The sequence below is a fragment of the Bradyrhizobium sp. genome, assembly GCF_035652035.1.
Lineage (GTDB): Bacteria > Pseudomonadota > Alphaproteobacteria > Rhizobiales > Xanthobacteraceae > Bradyrhizobium.
In genome coordinates this window covers 217,106-231,971 of sequence record NZ_DASREO010000072.1, presented here as the reverse complement: position 1 = coordinate 231,971, position 14,866 = coordinate 217,106, and the positions used below count along the sequence as shown (strand labels likewise).

Below are 14,866 nucleotides of genomic sequence, written 5' to 3'. Positions count from 1 at the left end.
ACGGTCTATTTCGCAGCCCTGACGCCGGCCGCCAGCGCGGTCGCCAGATCAGCCACCGCGCCGACGGTTTTCGCCGTGGCTTTGCCGTCCGAATCGAGACTGCCGCGCAGGGCATCAACCAGCGCCGTGCCGACCACCGCGCCATCCGCATCGGCCGCAATGGCGCGCGCGGCCTCCGGCGTGCGGATGCCGAACCCGACGCAGACCGGCAAGGCGGTGTGCCGCTTGATGCGGGAAACGGCCTCGCCCACAACTTTTGAATCGGCGCTGGCGCTGCCGGTGATCCCGGTGACCGAGACGTAATAGACAAAGCCGGAAGTGTTGGCGAGCACGGCCGGCAGCCGTTTGTCGTCGGTGGTCGGCGTTGCGAGGCGGATGAAGTTCAAACCGGCTTTCAACGCCGGCACGCAAAGTTCCGAATCCTCTTCGGGCGGCAGATCGACGACGATCAAGCCATCGACGCCGGCGGACTTCGCGTCGCTCAAAAACGTGTCGACGCCGTAAATATAGATCGGATTGTAGTAGCCCATCAGCACCAGCGGCGTGGCGTCATCGCCTTTGCGGAATTCGCGGACCAGCGCCAGCGTCTTCTTGAGCGTCATGCCGGCTTTCAGCGCACGCAAGCCCGCCGCCTGGATCGACGGCCCGTCCGCCATCGGATCGGTGAAGGGTATGCCGAGTTCGATGACGTCAGCGCCTGCCTTCGGCAGCGCCTTGACAACCTCGAGCGCGGTTGCGGGATCGGGATCGCCCGCCATCACATAGGTGACGAAGGCCGAACGGTTTTCCTTTTTCAGTTGCGCAAACCGCGCATCGATACGGGTGGTCACTTCGTCTTCCCTCGCAGGATGTCGCCGACCTGCGGCACGTCCTTGTCGCCACGGCCGGAGAGATTGACCACCATCAGATGATCCTTGCCCCGCTGCGGCGCGAGCTCCGTTACCTTGGCAATCGCGTGCGCGGGTTCGAGCGCGGGAATGATGCCTTCCAGCCGCGACAGCAACTGGAACGCGGCGAGCGCTTCGTCATCGGTCGCCGACAGATATTTGACCCGGCCGATTTCATGCAGCCAGGAATGCTCCGGTCCGATGCCGGGATAATCAAGGCCGGCCGAAATCGAATGCGCGTCCTGGATCTGGCCGTCGTCGTCCATCAAGAGATACGTGCGGTTGCCGTGCAGCACGCCGGGCCGGCCGCCGGCGATCGAAGCCGCATGCAGCTGGGTCAAACCATGGCCGGCGGCTTCGACGCCGAAGATCTCGACCGAGGGATCATCGAGGAACGGATGGAACAGGCCCATCGCGTTGGAGCCGCCACCGATGCAGGCGACAAGCGAATCCGGCAGGCGGCCTTCCGCCTCCTGCATCTGCGTGCGGGTCTCTTCGCCGATCACCGACTGGAAGTCGCGCACCATCATCGGATAGGGATGCGGGCCTGCCACCGTACCGATGCAGTAAAACGTGTTGTGCACGTTGGTGACCCAATCGCGCAGCGCCTCGTTCATCGCGTCCTTCAGCGTGCGCGTGCCCGACTGCACCGGGACCACCTTGGCGCCGAGCATCTCCATGCGGATCACGTTCGGCTGCTGCCGCGCGACGTCGACGGCGCCCATATAGACGACGCATTCAAGGCCGAAGCGCGCACACAGCGTTGCCGTGGCGACTCCGTGCTGGCCGGCGCCGGTTTCGGCGATGATGCGCTTCTTGCCCATGCGCCGCGCCACCATGATCTGGCCGAGCACGTTGTTGACCTTGTGGGAGCCGGTGTGGTTGAGCTCCTCGCGCTTGAGATAGATTTTCGCGCCGCCGAGGTGCTCGGTCAGCCGCTCGGCGAAATAGAGCGGCGACGGCCGGCCGACATAGTGCTTCAAATGGCCGCTCATCTCAGCGTGGAAGGCCGGATCGGCCTTGGCCTCGGCATAGGCCTTTTCGAGATCGAGGATCAGCGGCATCAGCGTTTCGGCGACGAAGCGGCCGCCGAAAATGCCGAAATGCCCGTGCTCGTCGGGACCGCTCCGGAAGGAATTGGGAGGTGGCTTGTTGTTCATCGAACCATCAATTCTTCGGTTGTGCGCGCCGCGCGAATGAAGGCGCGGATCATCTCACTGTCCTTGATGCCCGGTGCGCGTTCGACGCCCGAGGACACATCGACGCCGCCCGCACCCGTCAGGCGAACCGCTTCCGCGACATTGCCGGCGTGAAGTCCCCCTGACACCATGAACGGCAAAGCAAGATCAAGGTTCTCCAGCAGGTGCCAGTCGAACGCGGCCCCGAGGCCGCCGGGACGCGTCGCCTCTTTTGGCGGCCGGGCGTCAAACAGGATGCGATCGGCAACGTCGCGATAGCCCGGCAGGACGGCGAGATCGGCCGCGGTTTCGACAGCAAGCGCCTTCATGACCGGCAAGCCGAACTTTCGCTTGATGTCATCAAGCCGTACCGGGGTCTCGTGGCCATGCAGTTGCAAAAGGTCGGGCTTCAGCGCTTCGACGATGCCAGCGAGCGTCGCATCATCAGCGTCGACCGTGAGCGCGACCTTCGCGGCGCGTCCCTTCACGGCCTCGCCGAGGTCGCGCGCCGCATCAAGTTCGAGATGACGCGGCGACGGCGGAAAGAACACGAATCCCACCATGTCCGCGGCCGCATCCAGCGCGACGTCGAGCGTCTCGCGCGTGGACAGGCCGCAAATTTTGACGATCAGGGACATCGGTCTCAAAGGTGGTGGTTACAAGGGCAATGGTTAAGGGGAGCCGCGAGGCAGGCTCCCGACAAGGGCGCTTGGCGCGCCTTCTACAACGTCGCGCCCTGCTTGTCTCGCCGATATGTATCCTGCGAGAGGGCTGCCGGAAGGCCCGAATCCCGCCGCTGCGAGGCAGCCATGGTGGCGCGCAAGTTGTCCAATTGGCTGCGTGTCTCGCGGGCATCGGCTTCATGCTGCCGCGCGGCGCGGCGCCAGCGGCGCTGGCCGAACCAGGTCGCGGACCCGCCGGCCACGACCCCCAGGATCGCCACCCCGATGATGACCACGAACAGCGGCAGCGTCAGGTTGAGTGCCGAATCGTGCGAATTGAAGGGGTCGAAAGAGACCGTGACGTCGTGACGATTGGCCACCGCGAAGACGACGAAGATCACGCCGAGCGGAATCAAAACTGCCGCGTTGAAGAACTTGCGCATGATCCTCGCTCGCTGATCGCGTAGATAGGAAGTCGGATCGACAAGAACGGACCGGCTTTACGCTCCGGCGTCCGTTCCCCCGCTGTCGCGGTTGAGCCGTTCGCGCATTTCCTTGCCGGTCTTGAAGAACGGCACGCTCTTCTGATCGACCGGAACATGCGCGCCGGTGCGCGGATTGCGCCCTGCCCGCGCCGGTCGATGCTTGACCGAGAATGCGCCAAAACCGCGCAACTCGACCCGGTCGCCACGCGCCAGGGCTGCGACGATTTCGTCGAGAATAGCGTTAACAATGTTCTCCACATCCCGCTGATAGAGGTGCGGGTTGTGTTCGGCGATGCGCTGAACGAGTTCGGATTTGATCATCGAGACGAGGACCCGGGGAACATACCGACCGCATTTCCGTGAAAATACGTTGAACTGTCAAGACGCTAAATGAGTTCTGGCACGGGCGAAATCACGTGACAGCGGGGGTGATGCCGTATTGTGACAGCGCCTGCACCCGGCAACCGCAGTGCGAAAAAGCCGTTATGCGGTTCAATTTGACCCGGCCGGTTGCCAGAGCGCGAGCATGCCCTGGAGACCGAGGCGGTCGGCGGCCTGCGCCACCCCGGTTTGCTCGATCCGCCGCGCAACCGCGCTCAAACCGAGCGCATCGAACGTGACGGCAGCTGCCGTCCGCAGGAAAGTCAGGTCGCCAAAGCGCGGCGTGAGCTTGTAGTCGCGCACCGGCAGGTCCGCCTTGACGCCTTTTTGCGCCACCAGCCAGGCGATCGCCGTTTTCTCATCGCCCAACTGATCGATCAATTTGAGGTCCACCGCCTGGCGGCCGGTGAACACGCGCCCGTCGGCAACCTTTTCGAGCTGCCCGTCGTCCATGCCGCGCCGTTCCTTCACGAGACCGCGAAACCAGGCATAGGAATCCTTCACCAGCGAATCCAGCGCCGCCCGCGCCTCCGGACTGGTCGGCTCATAACCATTCGGCGCGGCCTTGAGCGGCGACGACTTCACTTCCTCGACCTTGACGCCGACGGTCTTGAGCAGCTCCGTGAAATTCGGAAACTGGAACAGCACGCCGATCGACCCCACCAGCGAGCTTTGCTGGGCAATGATGTGGTCGGCCGCAATCGCGGTGATGTACGCGCCCGAAGCACCTAGCCCATCGACCACGGCGACCAGCGGCTTCTTGGCCTTCAGCCGGGTGAGCGAATCATAAAGCTGTTCAGACCCGGCGGTGGTGCCGCCGGGCGAATTGATATGCACGATGACGGCAGCGGTCTGCGACTTCTCAAGCTGCTCCAGCGCCTCGACCCGTTCCTGGTCGCTGCGGATCAGGCCTTCGATATTGATGCGGGCAATCGAGCCTGACGTCGTCAATCCGCCGCGGCCGCCCGGTGCTGCGATCAGGCCGATGGCGAGGATGGCCGCAATCGCGATCAACGCCGCGGTAACGCGCCAGAACGTCAGCTTGCGCCGGATCCTGCGGCGATCGACGATGACATCGGAATCAAGCGACATCGAAATTCTCCCGGCCAACCTGTCTCGAACGGATATGCGGTCTTTGCTGCATACCCTTAAAATCCCGCGCCCTGATTACATCAATTGCGTCGCAATTTGAAGAAAACAAGACGTGTCGTTTTCTTCCTTCTCCCCTTGCGGGAGAAGGTGGCGAGCGCCGAAGGCGTGAGCCGGATGAGGGGTTCTTTTCCAGTGACGCAACCCCTCACCCGACTTCGCGTTCCGCGAAGTCACCCTCTCCCACAAGGGGAGAGGGGAAGAAGGCGGGACGACGCTCGCAAACAAAAAGCCCCGGTCGAAACCGGGGCCTTCTCGGCGGTTAGGCCAAGAAAACTTACTTGTCGGTCCGCTGCTTGAGCGCGGTGCCGAGGATGTCGCCAAGCGTCGCGCCCGAATCGGAGGAACCATACTGCGCGATGGCTTCCTTTTCTTCGGCGACTTCCAGCGCCTTGATCGACACCTGCACCTTGCGGGCCTTCTTGTCGAACTGGATCACACGTGCATCGACCTTTTCACCGACGGCAAAGCGATCAGAGCGCTGGTCGTTGCGGTCACGCGCCAGTTCGGAACGCTTGATGAAGGTCGTGAAGTCGGTGCCGACGATCTTCACGTCGATGCCGCCTTCCTTCACCTCGAGCACTTCGCAAGTGACGACCGCGCCCTTCTTGACGTCGCCCGGCTCGGCGAAGGGATCGCCTTCGAGCTGCTTGACGCCAAGCGAGATGCGTTCCTTTTCGACATCGACGTCGAGCACCACGGCCTTGACCATGTCGCCCTTCTTGAAGTTGTCGATCACCTGCTCGCCCGGAAGCTTCCAGTCGAGGTCGGAGAGATGGACCATGCCGTCGACGTCGCCTTCGAGGCCGAGGAACAGGCCGAACTCGGTCTTGTTCTTGACTTCGCCCTCGACGGTCGAGCCGACCGGGAATTTCTCGACGAACACTTCCCAGGGATTGCGCATGGTCTGCTTGAGACCAAGCGAGATGCGGCGCTTGACCGAATCGACCTCGAGCACCTGCAACTCGACTTCCTGCGAGGTGGAAACGATCTTGCCGGGATGCATATTCTTCTTGGTCCACGACATTTCGGAGACGTGGATCAGGCCTTCGATGCCCGGCTCGAGCTCGACGAACGCACCGTAGTCGGTGATGTTGGTGACCCGGCCGTGGAAGCGCGCATTGAGCGGATACTTCGCCTCGATGCCTTGCCACGGATCGTCGAGCAGCTGCTTCATGCCGAGCGAGATGCGGTGGGTCTCGTGGTTGATCTTGATGATCTTGACCTTCACCGTCTGGCCGATGGTGAGCACCTCGGTCGGATGGTTGACACGGCGCCACGCGATATCGGTGACGTGCAGCAGGCCGTCGATGCCGCCGAGGTCGACGAACGCACCGTAATCGGTGATGTTCTTGACGACGCCGTCGATCACCTGACCCTCTTCGAGGTTCTGCACCAGTTCCTGGCGCTGCTCGGCGCGGGTCTCTTCCAGAACCGTGCGGCGCGACACCACGATGTTGCCGCGGCGGCGATCCATCTTGAGGATCTGGAACGGCTGCGAATTGTTCATCAGCGGCGCAACGTCGCGGATCGGACGGATATCGACCTGCGAGCGCGGCAGGAAGGCAACGGCACCGTCGAGGTCGACGGTGAAGCCGCCCTTGACCTGGTTGAAGATGACGCCACTGACCTTTTCGTTGTTCTGGAACGCCTTCTCGAGCTTGCCCCAGCTTTCTTCGCGGCGCGCCTTGTCGCGCGACAGCACGGCTTCGCCGAGCGCATTCTCGATCCGGTCGAGAAACACTTCGACCTCATCGCCGACCTTGAGGTCGCTTTCACGGCCGGGCCCGGCGAACTCACGCAGCGCCACGCGGCCTTCGGTCTTCAGGCCGACGTCGATGACGGCCATGTCCTTTTCGATCGCAACAACCTTGCCCTTGATGACAGAGCTTTCCTGAAGGTTGCCGCCCGCAAAGGACTCATCGAGCATGGCGGCGAAATCGTCGCGGGTCGGATTATAAGAAGCAGCAGTCGAAGCCATTTGATCTCCAGATGCGGACAATTGCCGGCCGTTCGGGTTAAGGGACGCGTCGGACGAGCAAGGTCAGGGTTCCGCAAACTCTGACGACCGCCTCGCAATCGATTGCGAGAGCGGGCCGGCTGTTGGCCTGCACGTTCAAAGCGTTGAGCTGTCCGGAGACGAATGGTCTCGAATATTCTGTTCGAGATATCGACTGCAAGGCTTATCGAGCGGGCTTTCCTCCAATGACAGCGTGATGTTCAAACCTCACGCCGGCCCGCTCGGACGGCCTCGACAATGTCGATGGCGGCCCGGACGCCGCCTTCTATATCCAAATGGGAGTTATCGAGCAAGTAAGCATCTGAAGCCGGTTTTAAAGGCGCAACGGGGCGATTCTGGTCCCGCTCATCGCGCGCCAGGATATCGGCCAGGATGGTGGCCTCGTCCGCCGCCTCCCCGCGCCCGCGGGCTTCGATTGTGCGGCGCTCCGCCCTGATCTTGGGGTCGGCGACCACGAAAATCTTCACATCGGCGTTGGGGCAGATCACGGTGCCGATATCCCGGCCGTCCAGAACAGCGCCCGGCGGCTGGCTCGCGAATTGGCGCTGGAACTCGACCAGCGCCGCCCGCACGGCGGGGATCGCGGACACCACCGACGCGGCTGTGCCAACCTGATGCGACTTCAGCGCGGGGTCGTCGAAAGTCCGGGGATCGAGGCTCTTTGCGGCACTGACCGCGGAAGCTTCGTCCTTGAGGTCTGCGCCACGGCTCATCAACGCATAAGCGACCGCGCGATAGATAACGCCGGTATCGAGGTGACGCAGGCCGTAATGGGCGGCGAGCCGCTTGGCGAGCGTGCCTTTACCGGAGGCCGCCGGTCCATCGATCGCGATGATCATGAAAAATCTGCTCCAAGACCACGCATCATCGGAATGAAGTCCGGAAATGAGGTGGCGATGAAGGCGGTGTCGTCGACCTTGACCGGTTTGTCGGAGGCGAGCCCCATCACCAGCGCGGACATCGCGATGCGGTGATCCATGTGCGTCGCGACGAGTCCGCCGCCGGGGACATGGCCGCGGCCTTCGACGATCAGATCGTCGCCCACGATCTCGACCTTGACGCCGTTGACGCGCAGCATGTCGGCAGTTGCCTTGAGCCGATCGGATTCCTTCACCCGCAATTCGGAAAGGCCCCGCATAATGGTGGTGCCTTCGGCAAAGCTGGCTGCGACCGCCAGCACCAGATATTCGTCGATCATAGAGGGCGCGCGCTCGGGCGGGACCTCGACGCCGCGGAGTTTCGAACCGCGTACGCGCAAGCGCGCCATCGGCTCGCCGGCGTCGCCGCGCACGTCGCTTTCCTCGATCAGCCCGCCCATCTCGCGCAGCGTCGCGAACAGCCCGGTGCGCAGCGGATTGGTCATGACGTCGGATAGGATGAGATCCGATCCCTCGACGATCAAAGCCGCCACGATCGGAAAAGCCGCTGACGACGGATCGGCCGGCACGACGACATCAGCGCCGTGCAGTTCGGGTTGGCCGGTCAGCGCGATCTTGCGGCCGTGCTTTCCTTCCGGCGTGGAGACGATCTCCGCGCCAAAATGCTTCAGCATCAGTTCGGTGTGGTCGCGACTGGCCTCGTTTTCGATCACGGTCGTCACGCCCGGCGCCGCCAATCCCGCGAGCAGCACCGCAGACTTGATCTGCGCCGAAGCGACCGGCGTCCGGTAGGTCACGGGTAAGGGGTCGCGCGCGCCTGACAGCGTCAGCGGCAGCCGGCCGCCCTCGCCACCGCTGGCCACCCGGGCACCCATCAATTCGAGGGGATCAAGGATCCGTCGCATCGGCCTTGACCGGAGCGAGGCGTCGCCATCGAAAACTGCCGTGATCGGGCAGCCCGCGACCGCTCCCATCACCAGGCGGCAGCCGGTGCCGGAATTGCCGAAATCGAGCGGTTTTTCCGGCTCGGCAAAGCCGGTGACACCGACGCCAGCGACCTTCCAGGCAAAATCGCCGGTCCGTTCGACCTGTGCGCCCAAGGCCCGCATCGATTTGGCGGTATTGAGGACGTCTTCGCCCTCCAGGAGGCCCGATATCCTGGTTTCCCCGACCGCCATCGCGCCCAGGATCAGGGACCGGTGGGAGATCGACTTGTCGCCGGGGACGCGGACTTTTCCGCTCAAAGGGCCGCTCTGGCGGGCCTCAAGGGGGGTTTTCTGATCGGCGGCGCGATCCGAATGAGTCAAGATTGTGTCCTTTCGCGGCGTTGCAGCGGGTCGGCAAGCGCCGAATTACCCGGGCCGACTTCTTCTGCAAAGCACTATTGACAGCGGCGTGCCAACTAGCCAAGTGAAGCACCGCTTTTTGAAAAATTCCCAGGATTCCGCACGTGGCCAAATCCGATCTCGGAACCAAACGCATTTGCCCGACGACGGGTAAGAAATTTTACGACCTCAACAAGAATCCGGTGATATCGCCCTATACCGGCGAGGTCGTGCCGATCGCGCCCGTTGCGCCGGCCCGGGCAACACGAAGTGACGCACGCGCTGCCGCTGCTGCCGCCGCCGAAGTGGCGCCGGAGCCCGCGGAAGCCGAAGAGTTGGTGTCGCTCGAGGAGGCCGATGCCGAGGAGAACACCGGCAAGGTCAAGGCGCAGGTGCCTGAATCGGAAGACGACATCGAGATCGACGAGACGATCGAAGGTGACGATGACGACGATTCCACCTTCATCGCCGATGAAGAGGAAGGCGATGAGGACGTCACCGACATCATCGGCGACGTCAGCGGCGACGAGGAGACTTGAGATCGGCCCTGATCTGTGATCAGGGTCGTGAACGCGACGCGCGTCGCCCAAGGCGCGCGATTCTTGATGGGGCCATAGCTCAGCTGGGAGAGCGCTTGCATGGCATGCAAGAGGTCGGCGGTTCGATCCCGCCTGGCTCCACCAGCCTTCGCTCGCTTCGCGAGCTACGGCTGGGCAGGCCCGGGCAGTTTCTCGTAGCGAGTGAGCGAAGGCTGCCACGCCATAGCCCGAAGGGCGACGGCGGGCCTCGGCGAGCCACCGAAACTTTGGTGTATTCTCCCCTCAAGGGGATCCAGGCCTTGAAATACGTCTACCTTCTCGAAAGTTCGAACTCCGAGCATTTTTATGTCGGCGTCACAAACGATCTGCGCACACGACTAGCCAAACATAATGCTGGCGAAGTTACGCACACGGCGAAGTACAAGCCTTGGCGCTTGCGAACCTACGCGGCATTTGACGATGAGCATCGTGCCGTGGCTTTCGAGAAGTATCTCAAGTCGGGTTCCGGTCGTTCGTTTGCTAAAAGGCATTTTTAGCGGAATCGAAAGCCCCCCTCACACCCCCGCCTTCGACGTGAGACGCTCGCGCAAGGCGACGATCTCGTTCTTCATCGCCGTCAGTTCCGCGACCGAGCATTGCGAGGCCGCCAGAATCGTGGACGGCACGGCGCGCGCCTTGTCCTTCAGCGACTGTCCCTGCGAGGTCAGGCCGATCAGCACTTGCCGCTCGTCTTCGGTTGAACGTGTGCGCCTGATCAAGCCGGCCTGCTCCAGCCGCTTCAGCAGCGGGGTTAATGTGCCGGAATCCAGATACAACCGCTCGCCGATCTCCTTGACCGCGACGCCGTCACGCTCCCACAGCACCAGCATGACGAGATATTGCGGATAGGTCAGGCCAAGCCGGTCGAGGAGCGGCTTGTAGACGCGGTTGAAGGCGTGCGCGGCCGAATAGACCGCGAAGCAGATCTGGTTGTCGAGCCGTAGCCATTGGTCGGAGGCCTGCGGTTTTCGGGCCATTTTCTTTGTTCCTGTCATGATTCCCCGCCATTGTGGGCCGCACAGCAGCAACATTCAATTGCGAACAATTAAATGTGAGGCCGCACTTTTTATATTGTGCACAATCTAATTGTTTGCAATACAGAGCGCGCGATCAAAATCAAACAGGAGAAGCCCAATGTCCGTGAACGTGCTCTACAAGACCCAGGCCAAGGCCACCGGCGGCCGTGACGGCGAAGCCGCAACGCTGGACGGCGCGTTCAGCGTGAAGCTCTCGACGCCGAAGGAACTCGGTGGTGGCGGCGGCGCCGGCAACAATCCGGAACAGCTTTTCGCCGCAGGCTATGCCGCCTGCTTCATCGGCGCGATGAAGTTCGTCGCCTCGCAAGGCGGCCCGAAGGTTCCCAACGATGCATCGGTGACCTCAACGGTTGGCATTGGCCCGCGTTCCGAGGGCGGATTCGGCCTCGATGTCGCGCTGCAAGTTTCGCTGCCGGGCGTGCCGCGCGCCGAAGCCGAGGCGCTGGTCGCCAAGGCCCATCAGGTGTGCCCCTATTCCAACGCCACGCGCAACAACGTCGACGTCAAGCTGACGGTGGTCTGACGGAATTCCGCGGGGCGGCCCATCTTGCGAACGGATGGGCCGCCTGCGGCAAAATGCATTGATGCGGCCCGCGAAGACCGCTAGCTCTGAAAACCTATTCGGATTTGAGCGAAGGTTTTCGATGACTGAAGCCAATTCAGGCGCGATGACGGGCCTGCGCGTGATCGATCTCACGCGCGTGCTCGGCGGCCCCTATTGCACGCAGATTCTCGCCGATCACGGCGCCAACGTGATCAAGGTCGAACCGCCGGCCGGCGACGAAGTCCGCGACTGGGGCCCGCCCTTCCATGAGGACGACGCGGCCTATTTCGTCGGCATCAACCGCAACAAGCGCTCGATCGGCCTCGACCTCGCCTCCGAGGGCGGCCGCACCGTGCTGATGAAGCTGCTCGAGGGCGCCGACGTTCTGATCGAAAATTTCAAGCCCGGCACGCTGGATAAATGGGGCATCGGCAACGACGTGCTGCGCGCGAAATTCCCGCGACTGGTTCACTGCCGGATTTCCGGCTTCGGCGCCGACGGGCCGCGCGGCGGCAATCCCGGTTATGACGCCATCATCCAGGCGATGACCGGCATGATCATGGCGACGGGCTCGCCGCAATCGGGTCCAACGCGGATCGGCGTTCCCGTGGTCGACATCACGACCGGACTTTACGCCGCGATCGGCATCCTGATGGCGTTGTCCGAGCGGCAGCGCTCGGGCCAAGGACAGTTTCTCGAAACCACGCTGTTCGAGACGGGTCTGTCGGTCATGCATCCACACAACGCGAACTACTTCATGCATGGCAAGCCGCCCGCGCTCACCGGCAACGAGCATCCGAACCTCGTTCCTTATGCGATCTTCCCGACCCGCACCGACAACATCTTTATCGGCGTCGGCAATGACGGCACCTTCCGGAAGCTCTGCAAGGAGATCGGCAAGGAAGAACTCGGCAGCGATCCGCGCTTTGCCCGCAACCGCGATCGGATCGCCAACCGCGAAGCTCTGCGCGAGGAGCTCGCCGCGGTGTTCAGCCAGTACGAGGCTGAGCCCTTGTGCGATCGCCTGCTCGCCGCAGGTCTCCCCGCGGGCCCCGTGCAGTCGATCGCCCAGGCCCTGACCAGCGCCCATGTCGCCCATCGCGGCGACGTCATCGAAAAGGATTGGTACAAGGGCGTGGCTTCGCCGATCCGGATGTCGCGCAGCAAGGCGAGCCTGCTCAGCGTTCCACCCAAATTCGGCCAGCACACTCGAGAAGTGCTCGCCGAGTTCGGCTATTCCAAATCGGAGATCGAGGACCTTTCAGCGAGGGGCGTGATCTCAACCCAGCGCCGCCGTTAACGTTCCGAAAACGCCTTTGGGGGAAGGTCTTGGCGGGGCGGCAAGGTGCTTGAACCCCCTGGAATTATGCCCATATTGGTTTTGACCGGAGGGTGAATCCACCTTCAGGTCATACTGGGGTGCCGCAAGGGCCCTACAAACTTCAAAGTCGCTTCGAGAGGGCTTTGCAAACTATGTCTCGTGTTCCCTCGTTATCGAGTCCGTTTCTGCTGGGGTTTGACGAGATCGAGCGTGCGCTCGATCGCGTCGTCAAAGGCGCTGACGGCTATCCTCCTTACAACATCGAGCGTTGCGATCGTGCCAACGGGCAGCCGGAACGGCTGCGCATCACGCTCGCGGTCGCCGGATTTACCCGCGACCAACTTGATGTAACCACTGAGGAAAATCAGCTCGTCATCCGCGGACGCCAGCAGGACGACAAGGCCCGGCAATACATCCATCGCGGCATCGCCGCGCGCCACTTCCAGCGCACCTTTGTGCTGGCGGAGGGGATGCTGGTGCTGGGCGCGGATTTGAAAAACGGGCTGTTGTCGATCGATCTCGCCCGGCCGGAGCCGGAAAGGGTCGTTAAGACAATCGCTATCAATGAACACGAATAATGGAACGAGTAGCGGACTCGACCGCTTGGACTTGAGAAGGAGTCGAGACCATGACTGAAGGTAATTTTGCTCTGGAACCTCGCGTCTCCCTGGAGGCGCTGGCAAGCCTCGGCGAAGGCCACATCGCCTATGTGAAGCAGATCCGCTCGGAAGACGTGCCGGGCCTGTTTCCGGAAGCGCCGGAGATCGCGCCGGGACTGAAACTGTTCGCGCTCCATGCCGCCGACGGCACGCCGATCATGCTGACCGATTCGCGCGAGGCCGCGATTGCCAACGCTTGGAGCAACGAATTGCAGGCCGTGAGCGTTCACTGACGCGCGCGCCGTAGAAGCGAATTCAAGAACGGCGGGCTTGCCGAAGCTCGCCGTTTTATTTTGGCAATAACGGCGATCAGATTTAGCTTGGAAGAATTACGCCGCGCTCGCAGGCGGCAGGGCCAGCACCGAATAGATGGCCTGGGCCTCGCGCGAGGCGCGCAGCTTCTTTGCGACATCCTGATCGCGCAACAACCGCGCAATGCGCGCCAGCGCTTTCAGGTGATCGGCGCCCGCGCCTTCCGGCGCCAGCAAAAGAAACACGAGGTCGACCGGCTGGCCATCCATCGCCTCGAAATCGATCGGCCGCTCCAGCCGCGCGAACAGGCCGAAGATCTTTTCGAGCTTGGGCAGCTTGCCGTGCGGGATCGCGACGCCGTATCCGACGGCGGTGGTGCCGAGTTTCTCACGCTGCAACAGCACTTCGAAAACCGAGCGCTCGTTCTGCCCGGTCAGCTCTGATGCGCGCGCGGCCAGTTCCTGCAGCGCTTGCTTCTTGCTGTTGACTTTCAATGCCGGGAGAATCGCCTCGGGTGCGACCAGATCGGTAATCGTCATGGGGCGTTCCGAGGTAAATTGCGAGACAAGTCGATCGTCGGGTTGCGAACAGGTTTTGGCGGATCAACGAGATGGCGAAGGCGGCCGTCCGCCGCCCCGGTCCTAGTTGGGTGGGCTTCTACTCCAACGCAAGAGCAGTGCCAACACCCGTAAAGATACCGCCAACCCACATCGTTAAGGGCGCGGAACATAGGGAGGGTCCCCCTGCTCGTCAATGCCGATTTTCCCACAGGAGCGGATTTCTGATTCAATCGCCATGACGGATTAATCCGTTGTTTCGCCATGATTTTTCCGCAAAAACGGACGCTCGTTTTGCTGCTCCCCGCGTGCCTTCTCCCGTCTCATTCCTCAGACTTCACAGCGGGCGGATCGATCCACCCGACATGGCCGTCGACGCGGCGGTAGATGATGTTCACCCGGCCGGAGGAGCCGTGCTGGAACACCAGGCAAGCCGCGCCGGTCAGATCCAATTCCATGACGGCTTCCGAGACCGAAAGGCGTTTCAGGGAGGTCGTCGCTTCGGCGATGATGACGGGGCTGTAGCCGGTCACTTCCTCGTCGCCCTCGCCCGGCGCCTCGATCACGTAGCTCGGCGCATCGAGCGTCGCCAGCGCCTCGCTCGCCGCGTGCGCCTTGCGGGCCGAGCGATCCTTGAGGCGGCTCTTGTAGCGGCGCAGCCGCTTCTCGATCATCAAGAGCGCCTGGTCGGCGCTGGCATAGGCATCGGCGGCGTTGGAATCGGCTTCCAGCGTGATGCCGGAATCAAGATGCAGCGCGCAATCGGTGCGGAAGCCCGAGCCGTCCTTGCTCAGCGTGATGTGGCCGGAATAGTTGCCGTCGAAATATTTGCGCAGCACTTCGTCGGTGCGCTCCGAGACCCGCCCGCGCAAGGCGTCGCCGATCGAGATGCTTTTTCCAGAGATCCGGAGAGTCATGGTGTGCCTCAATCGTTGAGCCAACACTATTCCGAT

18 protein-coding genes and 1 tRNA gene are annotated in these 14,866 nt (G+C 62.6%); 7 read left to right on the top strand and 12 right to left on the bottom strand.

The window, feature by feature from the left end; translation table 11 throughout:
• Positions 1–5: 5 nt before the first annotated feature.
• The 9 genes from trpA to aroA all read right to left on the bottom strand — a co-directional run bounded on the left by trpA (position 6) and on the right by aroA (position 8,947).
• The gene (trpA, locus tag VFB05_RS19140; protein WP_325014918.1) at positions 6–830 is read right to left on the bottom strand and encodes a tryptophan synthase subunit alpha; all 825 of its coding nucleotides are present in this window, start codon (positions 828–830) and stop codon (positions 6–8) included.
• Complete coding sequence (gene trpB / locus VFB05_RS19135) at positions 827–2,047, bottom strand: tryptophan synthase subunit beta (protein WP_325014916.1); 1,221 nt, start codon at positions 2,045–2,047, stop codon at positions 827–829. Before trpB ends, trpA begins: the two co-directional genes overlap by 4 nt.
• Positions 2,044–2,703 (bottom strand): phosphoribosylanthranilate isomerase, encoded by a 660-nt coding sequence (locus tag VFB05_RS19130; RefSeq protein WP_325014914.1) that lies wholly within the window; start codon positions 2,701–2,703, stop codon positions 2,044–2,046. The genes trpB and VFB05_RS19130 overlap by 4 nt, the downstream gene beginning before the upstream one ends.
• Positions 2,704–2,786: 83 nt before the next feature.
• The gene (locus VFB05_RS19125) at positions 2,787–3,170 is read right to left on the bottom strand and encodes a lipopolysaccharide assembly protein LapA domain-containing protein (protein ID WP_325014912.1); all 384 of its coding nucleotides are present in this window, start codon (positions 3,168–3,170) and stop codon (positions 2,787–2,789) included.
• A gap of 57 nt (positions 3,171–3,227) precedes the next feature.
• A complete protein-coding gene (locus VFB05_RS19120) occupies positions 3,228–3,533 on the bottom strand; it encodes an integration host factor subunit beta (RefSeq protein ID WP_325014910.1) in 306 nt (101 codons plus the stop codon).
• 171 nt (positions 3,534–3,704) lie between these two features.
• Entirely contained in the window at positions 3,705–4,685 is a 981-nt protein-coding gene (gene sppA / locus VFB05_RS19115) for a signal peptide peptidase SppA (protein ID WP_325014908.1), read from the bottom strand.
• A gap of 334 nt (positions 4,686–5,019) precedes the next feature.
• Positions 5,020–6,723 carry a 30S ribosomal protein S1 gene (gene rpsA / locus VFB05_RS19110; protein ID WP_325014906.1) on the bottom strand — a complete coding sequence of 568 codons (1,704 nt, stop codon included), beginning with the start codon at positions 6,721–6,723 and terminating at the stop codon, positions 5,020–5,022.
• A 239-nt stretch (positions 6,724–6,962) separates the two neighbouring features.
• Positions 6,963–7,601 carry a (d)CMP kinase gene (gene cmk, locus VFB05_RS19105; RefSeq protein ID WP_325014904.1) on the bottom strand — a complete coding sequence of 213 codons (639 nt, stop codon included), beginning with the start codon at positions 7,599–7,601 and terminating at the stop codon, positions 6,963–6,965.
• The gene (gene aroA / locus VFB05_RS19100; RefSeq protein ID WP_325014902.1) at positions 7,598–8,947 is read right to left on the bottom strand and encodes a 3-phosphoshikimate 1-carboxyvinyltransferase; all 1,350 of its coding nucleotides are present in this window, start codon (positions 8,945–8,947) and stop codon (positions 7,598–7,600) included. The genes cmk and aroA overlap by 4 nt, the downstream gene beginning before the upstream one ends.
• A gap of 143 nt (positions 8,948–9,090) precedes the next feature.
• On the opposite strand from aroA, the gene VFB05_RS19095 reads away from it, so the two are divergent.
• The 3 genes from VFB05_RS19095 to VFB05_RS19085 all read left to right on the top strand — a co-directional run bounded on the left by VFB05_RS19095 (position 9,091) and on the right by VFB05_RS19085 (position 10,040).
• Complete coding sequence (locus VFB05_RS19095; protein WP_325014900.1) at positions 9,091–9,504, top strand: TIGR02300 family protein; 414 nt, start codon at positions 9,091–9,093, stop codon at positions 9,502–9,504.
• 68 nt (positions 9,505–9,572) lie between these two features.
• A tRNA-Ala gene (locus VFB05_RS19090) sits at positions 9,573–9,648 on the top strand.
• Positions 9,649–9,803: 155 nt separating this feature from the next.
• The gene (locus VFB05_RS19085) at positions 9,804–10,040 is read left to right on the top strand and encodes a GIY-YIG nuclease family protein (protein ID WP_325014898.1); all 237 of its coding nucleotides are present in this window, start codon (positions 9,804–9,806) and stop codon (positions 10,038–10,040) included.
• A gap of 18 nt (positions 10,041–10,058) precedes the next feature.
• On the opposite strand, the gene VFB05_RS19080 is transcribed toward VFB05_RS19085, so the two are convergent.
• Entirely contained in the window at positions 10,059–10,520 is a 462-nt protein-coding gene (locus VFB05_RS19080; RefSeq protein ID WP_325014896.1) for a MarR family transcriptional regulator, read from the bottom strand.
• A gap of 157 nt (positions 10,521–10,677) precedes the next feature.
• On the opposite strand from VFB05_RS19080, the gene VFB05_RS19075 reads away from it, so the two are divergent.
• From VFB05_RS19075 to VFB05_RS19060, 4 genes are all read left to right on the top strand, one after another.
• A complete protein-coding gene (locus VFB05_RS19075; RefSeq protein WP_325014894.1) occupies positions 10,678–11,103 on the top strand; it encodes an organic hydroperoxide resistance protein in 426 nt (141 codons plus the stop codon).
• 121 nt (positions 11,104–11,224) lie between these two features.
• Complete coding sequence (locus tag VFB05_RS19070; RefSeq protein ID WP_325014892.1) at positions 11,225–12,424, top strand: CaiB/BaiF CoA-transferase family protein; 1,200 nt, start codon at positions 11,225–11,227, stop codon at positions 12,422–12,424.
• A 173-nt stretch (positions 12,425–12,597) separates the two neighbouring features.
• Entirely contained in the window at positions 12,598–13,023 is a 426-nt protein-coding gene (locus VFB05_RS19065) for an Hsp20 family protein (protein WP_057839164.1), read from the top strand.
• Between the two features lie 50 nt (positions 13,024–13,073).
• Positions 13,074–13,337 carry a DUF1150 domain-containing protein gene (locus VFB05_RS19060; RefSeq protein WP_325014890.1) on the top strand — a complete coding sequence of 88 codons (264 nt, stop codon included), beginning with the start codon at positions 13,074–13,076 and terminating at the stop codon, positions 13,335–13,337.
• Positions 13,338–13,433: 96 nt separating this feature from the next.
• Here VFB05_RS19060 and ptsN read toward each other — a convergent pair whose 3' ends face one another.
• Positions 13,434–13,895: a PTS IIA-like nitrogen regulatory protein PtsN gene (gene ptsN, locus VFB05_RS19055; protein WP_325014889.1), complete on the bottom strand. Its 462-nt coding sequence runs from the start codon at positions 13,893–13,895 to the stop codon at positions 13,434–13,436.
• A 341-nt stretch (positions 13,896–14,236) separates the two neighbouring features.
• A complete protein-coding gene (hpf, locus tag VFB05_RS19050) occupies positions 14,237–14,830 on the bottom strand; it encodes a ribosome hibernation-promoting factor, HPF/YfiA family (RefSeq protein ID WP_325014887.1) in 594 nt (197 codons plus the stop codon).
• Between the last annotated feature and the right edge of the window lie 36 nt (positions 14,831–14,866).

What these genes read in the sequence shown, in the direction of transcription:
- VFB05_RS19075 (WP_325014894.1), top strand. Translation starts at nt 10,678, where the DNA reads ATGTCCGTGAACGTGCTCTACAAGACCCAGGCCAAGGCCACCGGCGGC.
- VFB05_RS19120 (WP_325014910.1), bottom strand. Translation starts at nt 3,533, where the DNA reads ATGATCAAATCCGAACTCGTTCAGCGCATCGCCGAACACAACCCGCAC.
- VFB05_RS19125 (WP_325014912.1), bottom strand. Translation starts at nt 3,170, where the DNA reads ATGCGCAAGTTCTTCAACGCGGCAGTTTTGATTCCGCTCGGCGTGATC.
- VFB05_RS19070 (WP_325014892.1), top strand. Translation starts at nt 11,225, where the DNA reads ATGACTGAAGCCAATTCAGGCGCGATGACGGGCCTGCGCGTGATCGAT.
- VFB05_RS19080 (WP_325014896.1), bottom strand. Translation starts at nt 10,520, where the DNA reads ATGGCCCGAAAACCGCAGGCCTCCGACCAATGGCTACGGCTCGACAAC.
- sppA (WP_325014908.1), bottom strand. Translation starts at nt 4,685, where the DNA reads ATGTCGCTTGATTCCGATGTCATCGTCGATCGCCGCAGGATCCGGCGC.
- hpf (WP_325014887.1), bottom strand. Translation starts at nt 14,830, where the DNA reads ATGACTCTCCGGATCTCTGGAAAAAGCATCTCGATCGGCGACGCCTTG.
- trpB (WP_325014916.1), bottom strand. Translation starts at nt 2,047, where the DNA reads ATGAACAACAAGCCACCTCCCAATTCCTTCCGGAGCGGTCCCGACGAG.
- VFB05_RS19130 (WP_325014914.1), bottom strand. Translation starts at nt 2,703, where the DNA reads ATGTCCCTGATCGTCAAAATTTGCGGCCTGTCCACGCGCGAGACGCTC.
- VFB05_RS19060 (WP_325014890.1), top strand. Translation starts at nt 13,074, where the DNA reads ATGACTGAAGGTAATTTTGCTCTGGAACCTCGCGTCTCCCTGGAGGCG.
- cmk (WP_325014904.1), bottom strand. Translation starts at nt 7,601, where the DNA reads ATGATCATCGCGATCGATGGACCGGCGGCCTCCGGTAAAGGCACGCTC.
- ptsN (WP_325014889.1), bottom strand. Translation starts at nt 13,895, where the DNA reads ATGACGATTACCGATCTGGTCGCACCCGAGGCGATTCTCCCGGCATTG.
- VFB05_RS19065 (WP_057839164.1), top strand. Translation starts at nt 12,598, where the DNA reads ATGTCTCGTGTTCCCTCGTTATCGAGTCCGTTTCTGCTGGGGTTTGAC.
- rpsA (WP_325014906.1), bottom strand. Translation starts at nt 6,723, where the DNA reads ATGGCTTCGACTGCTGCTTCTTATAATCCGACCCGCGACGATTTCGCC.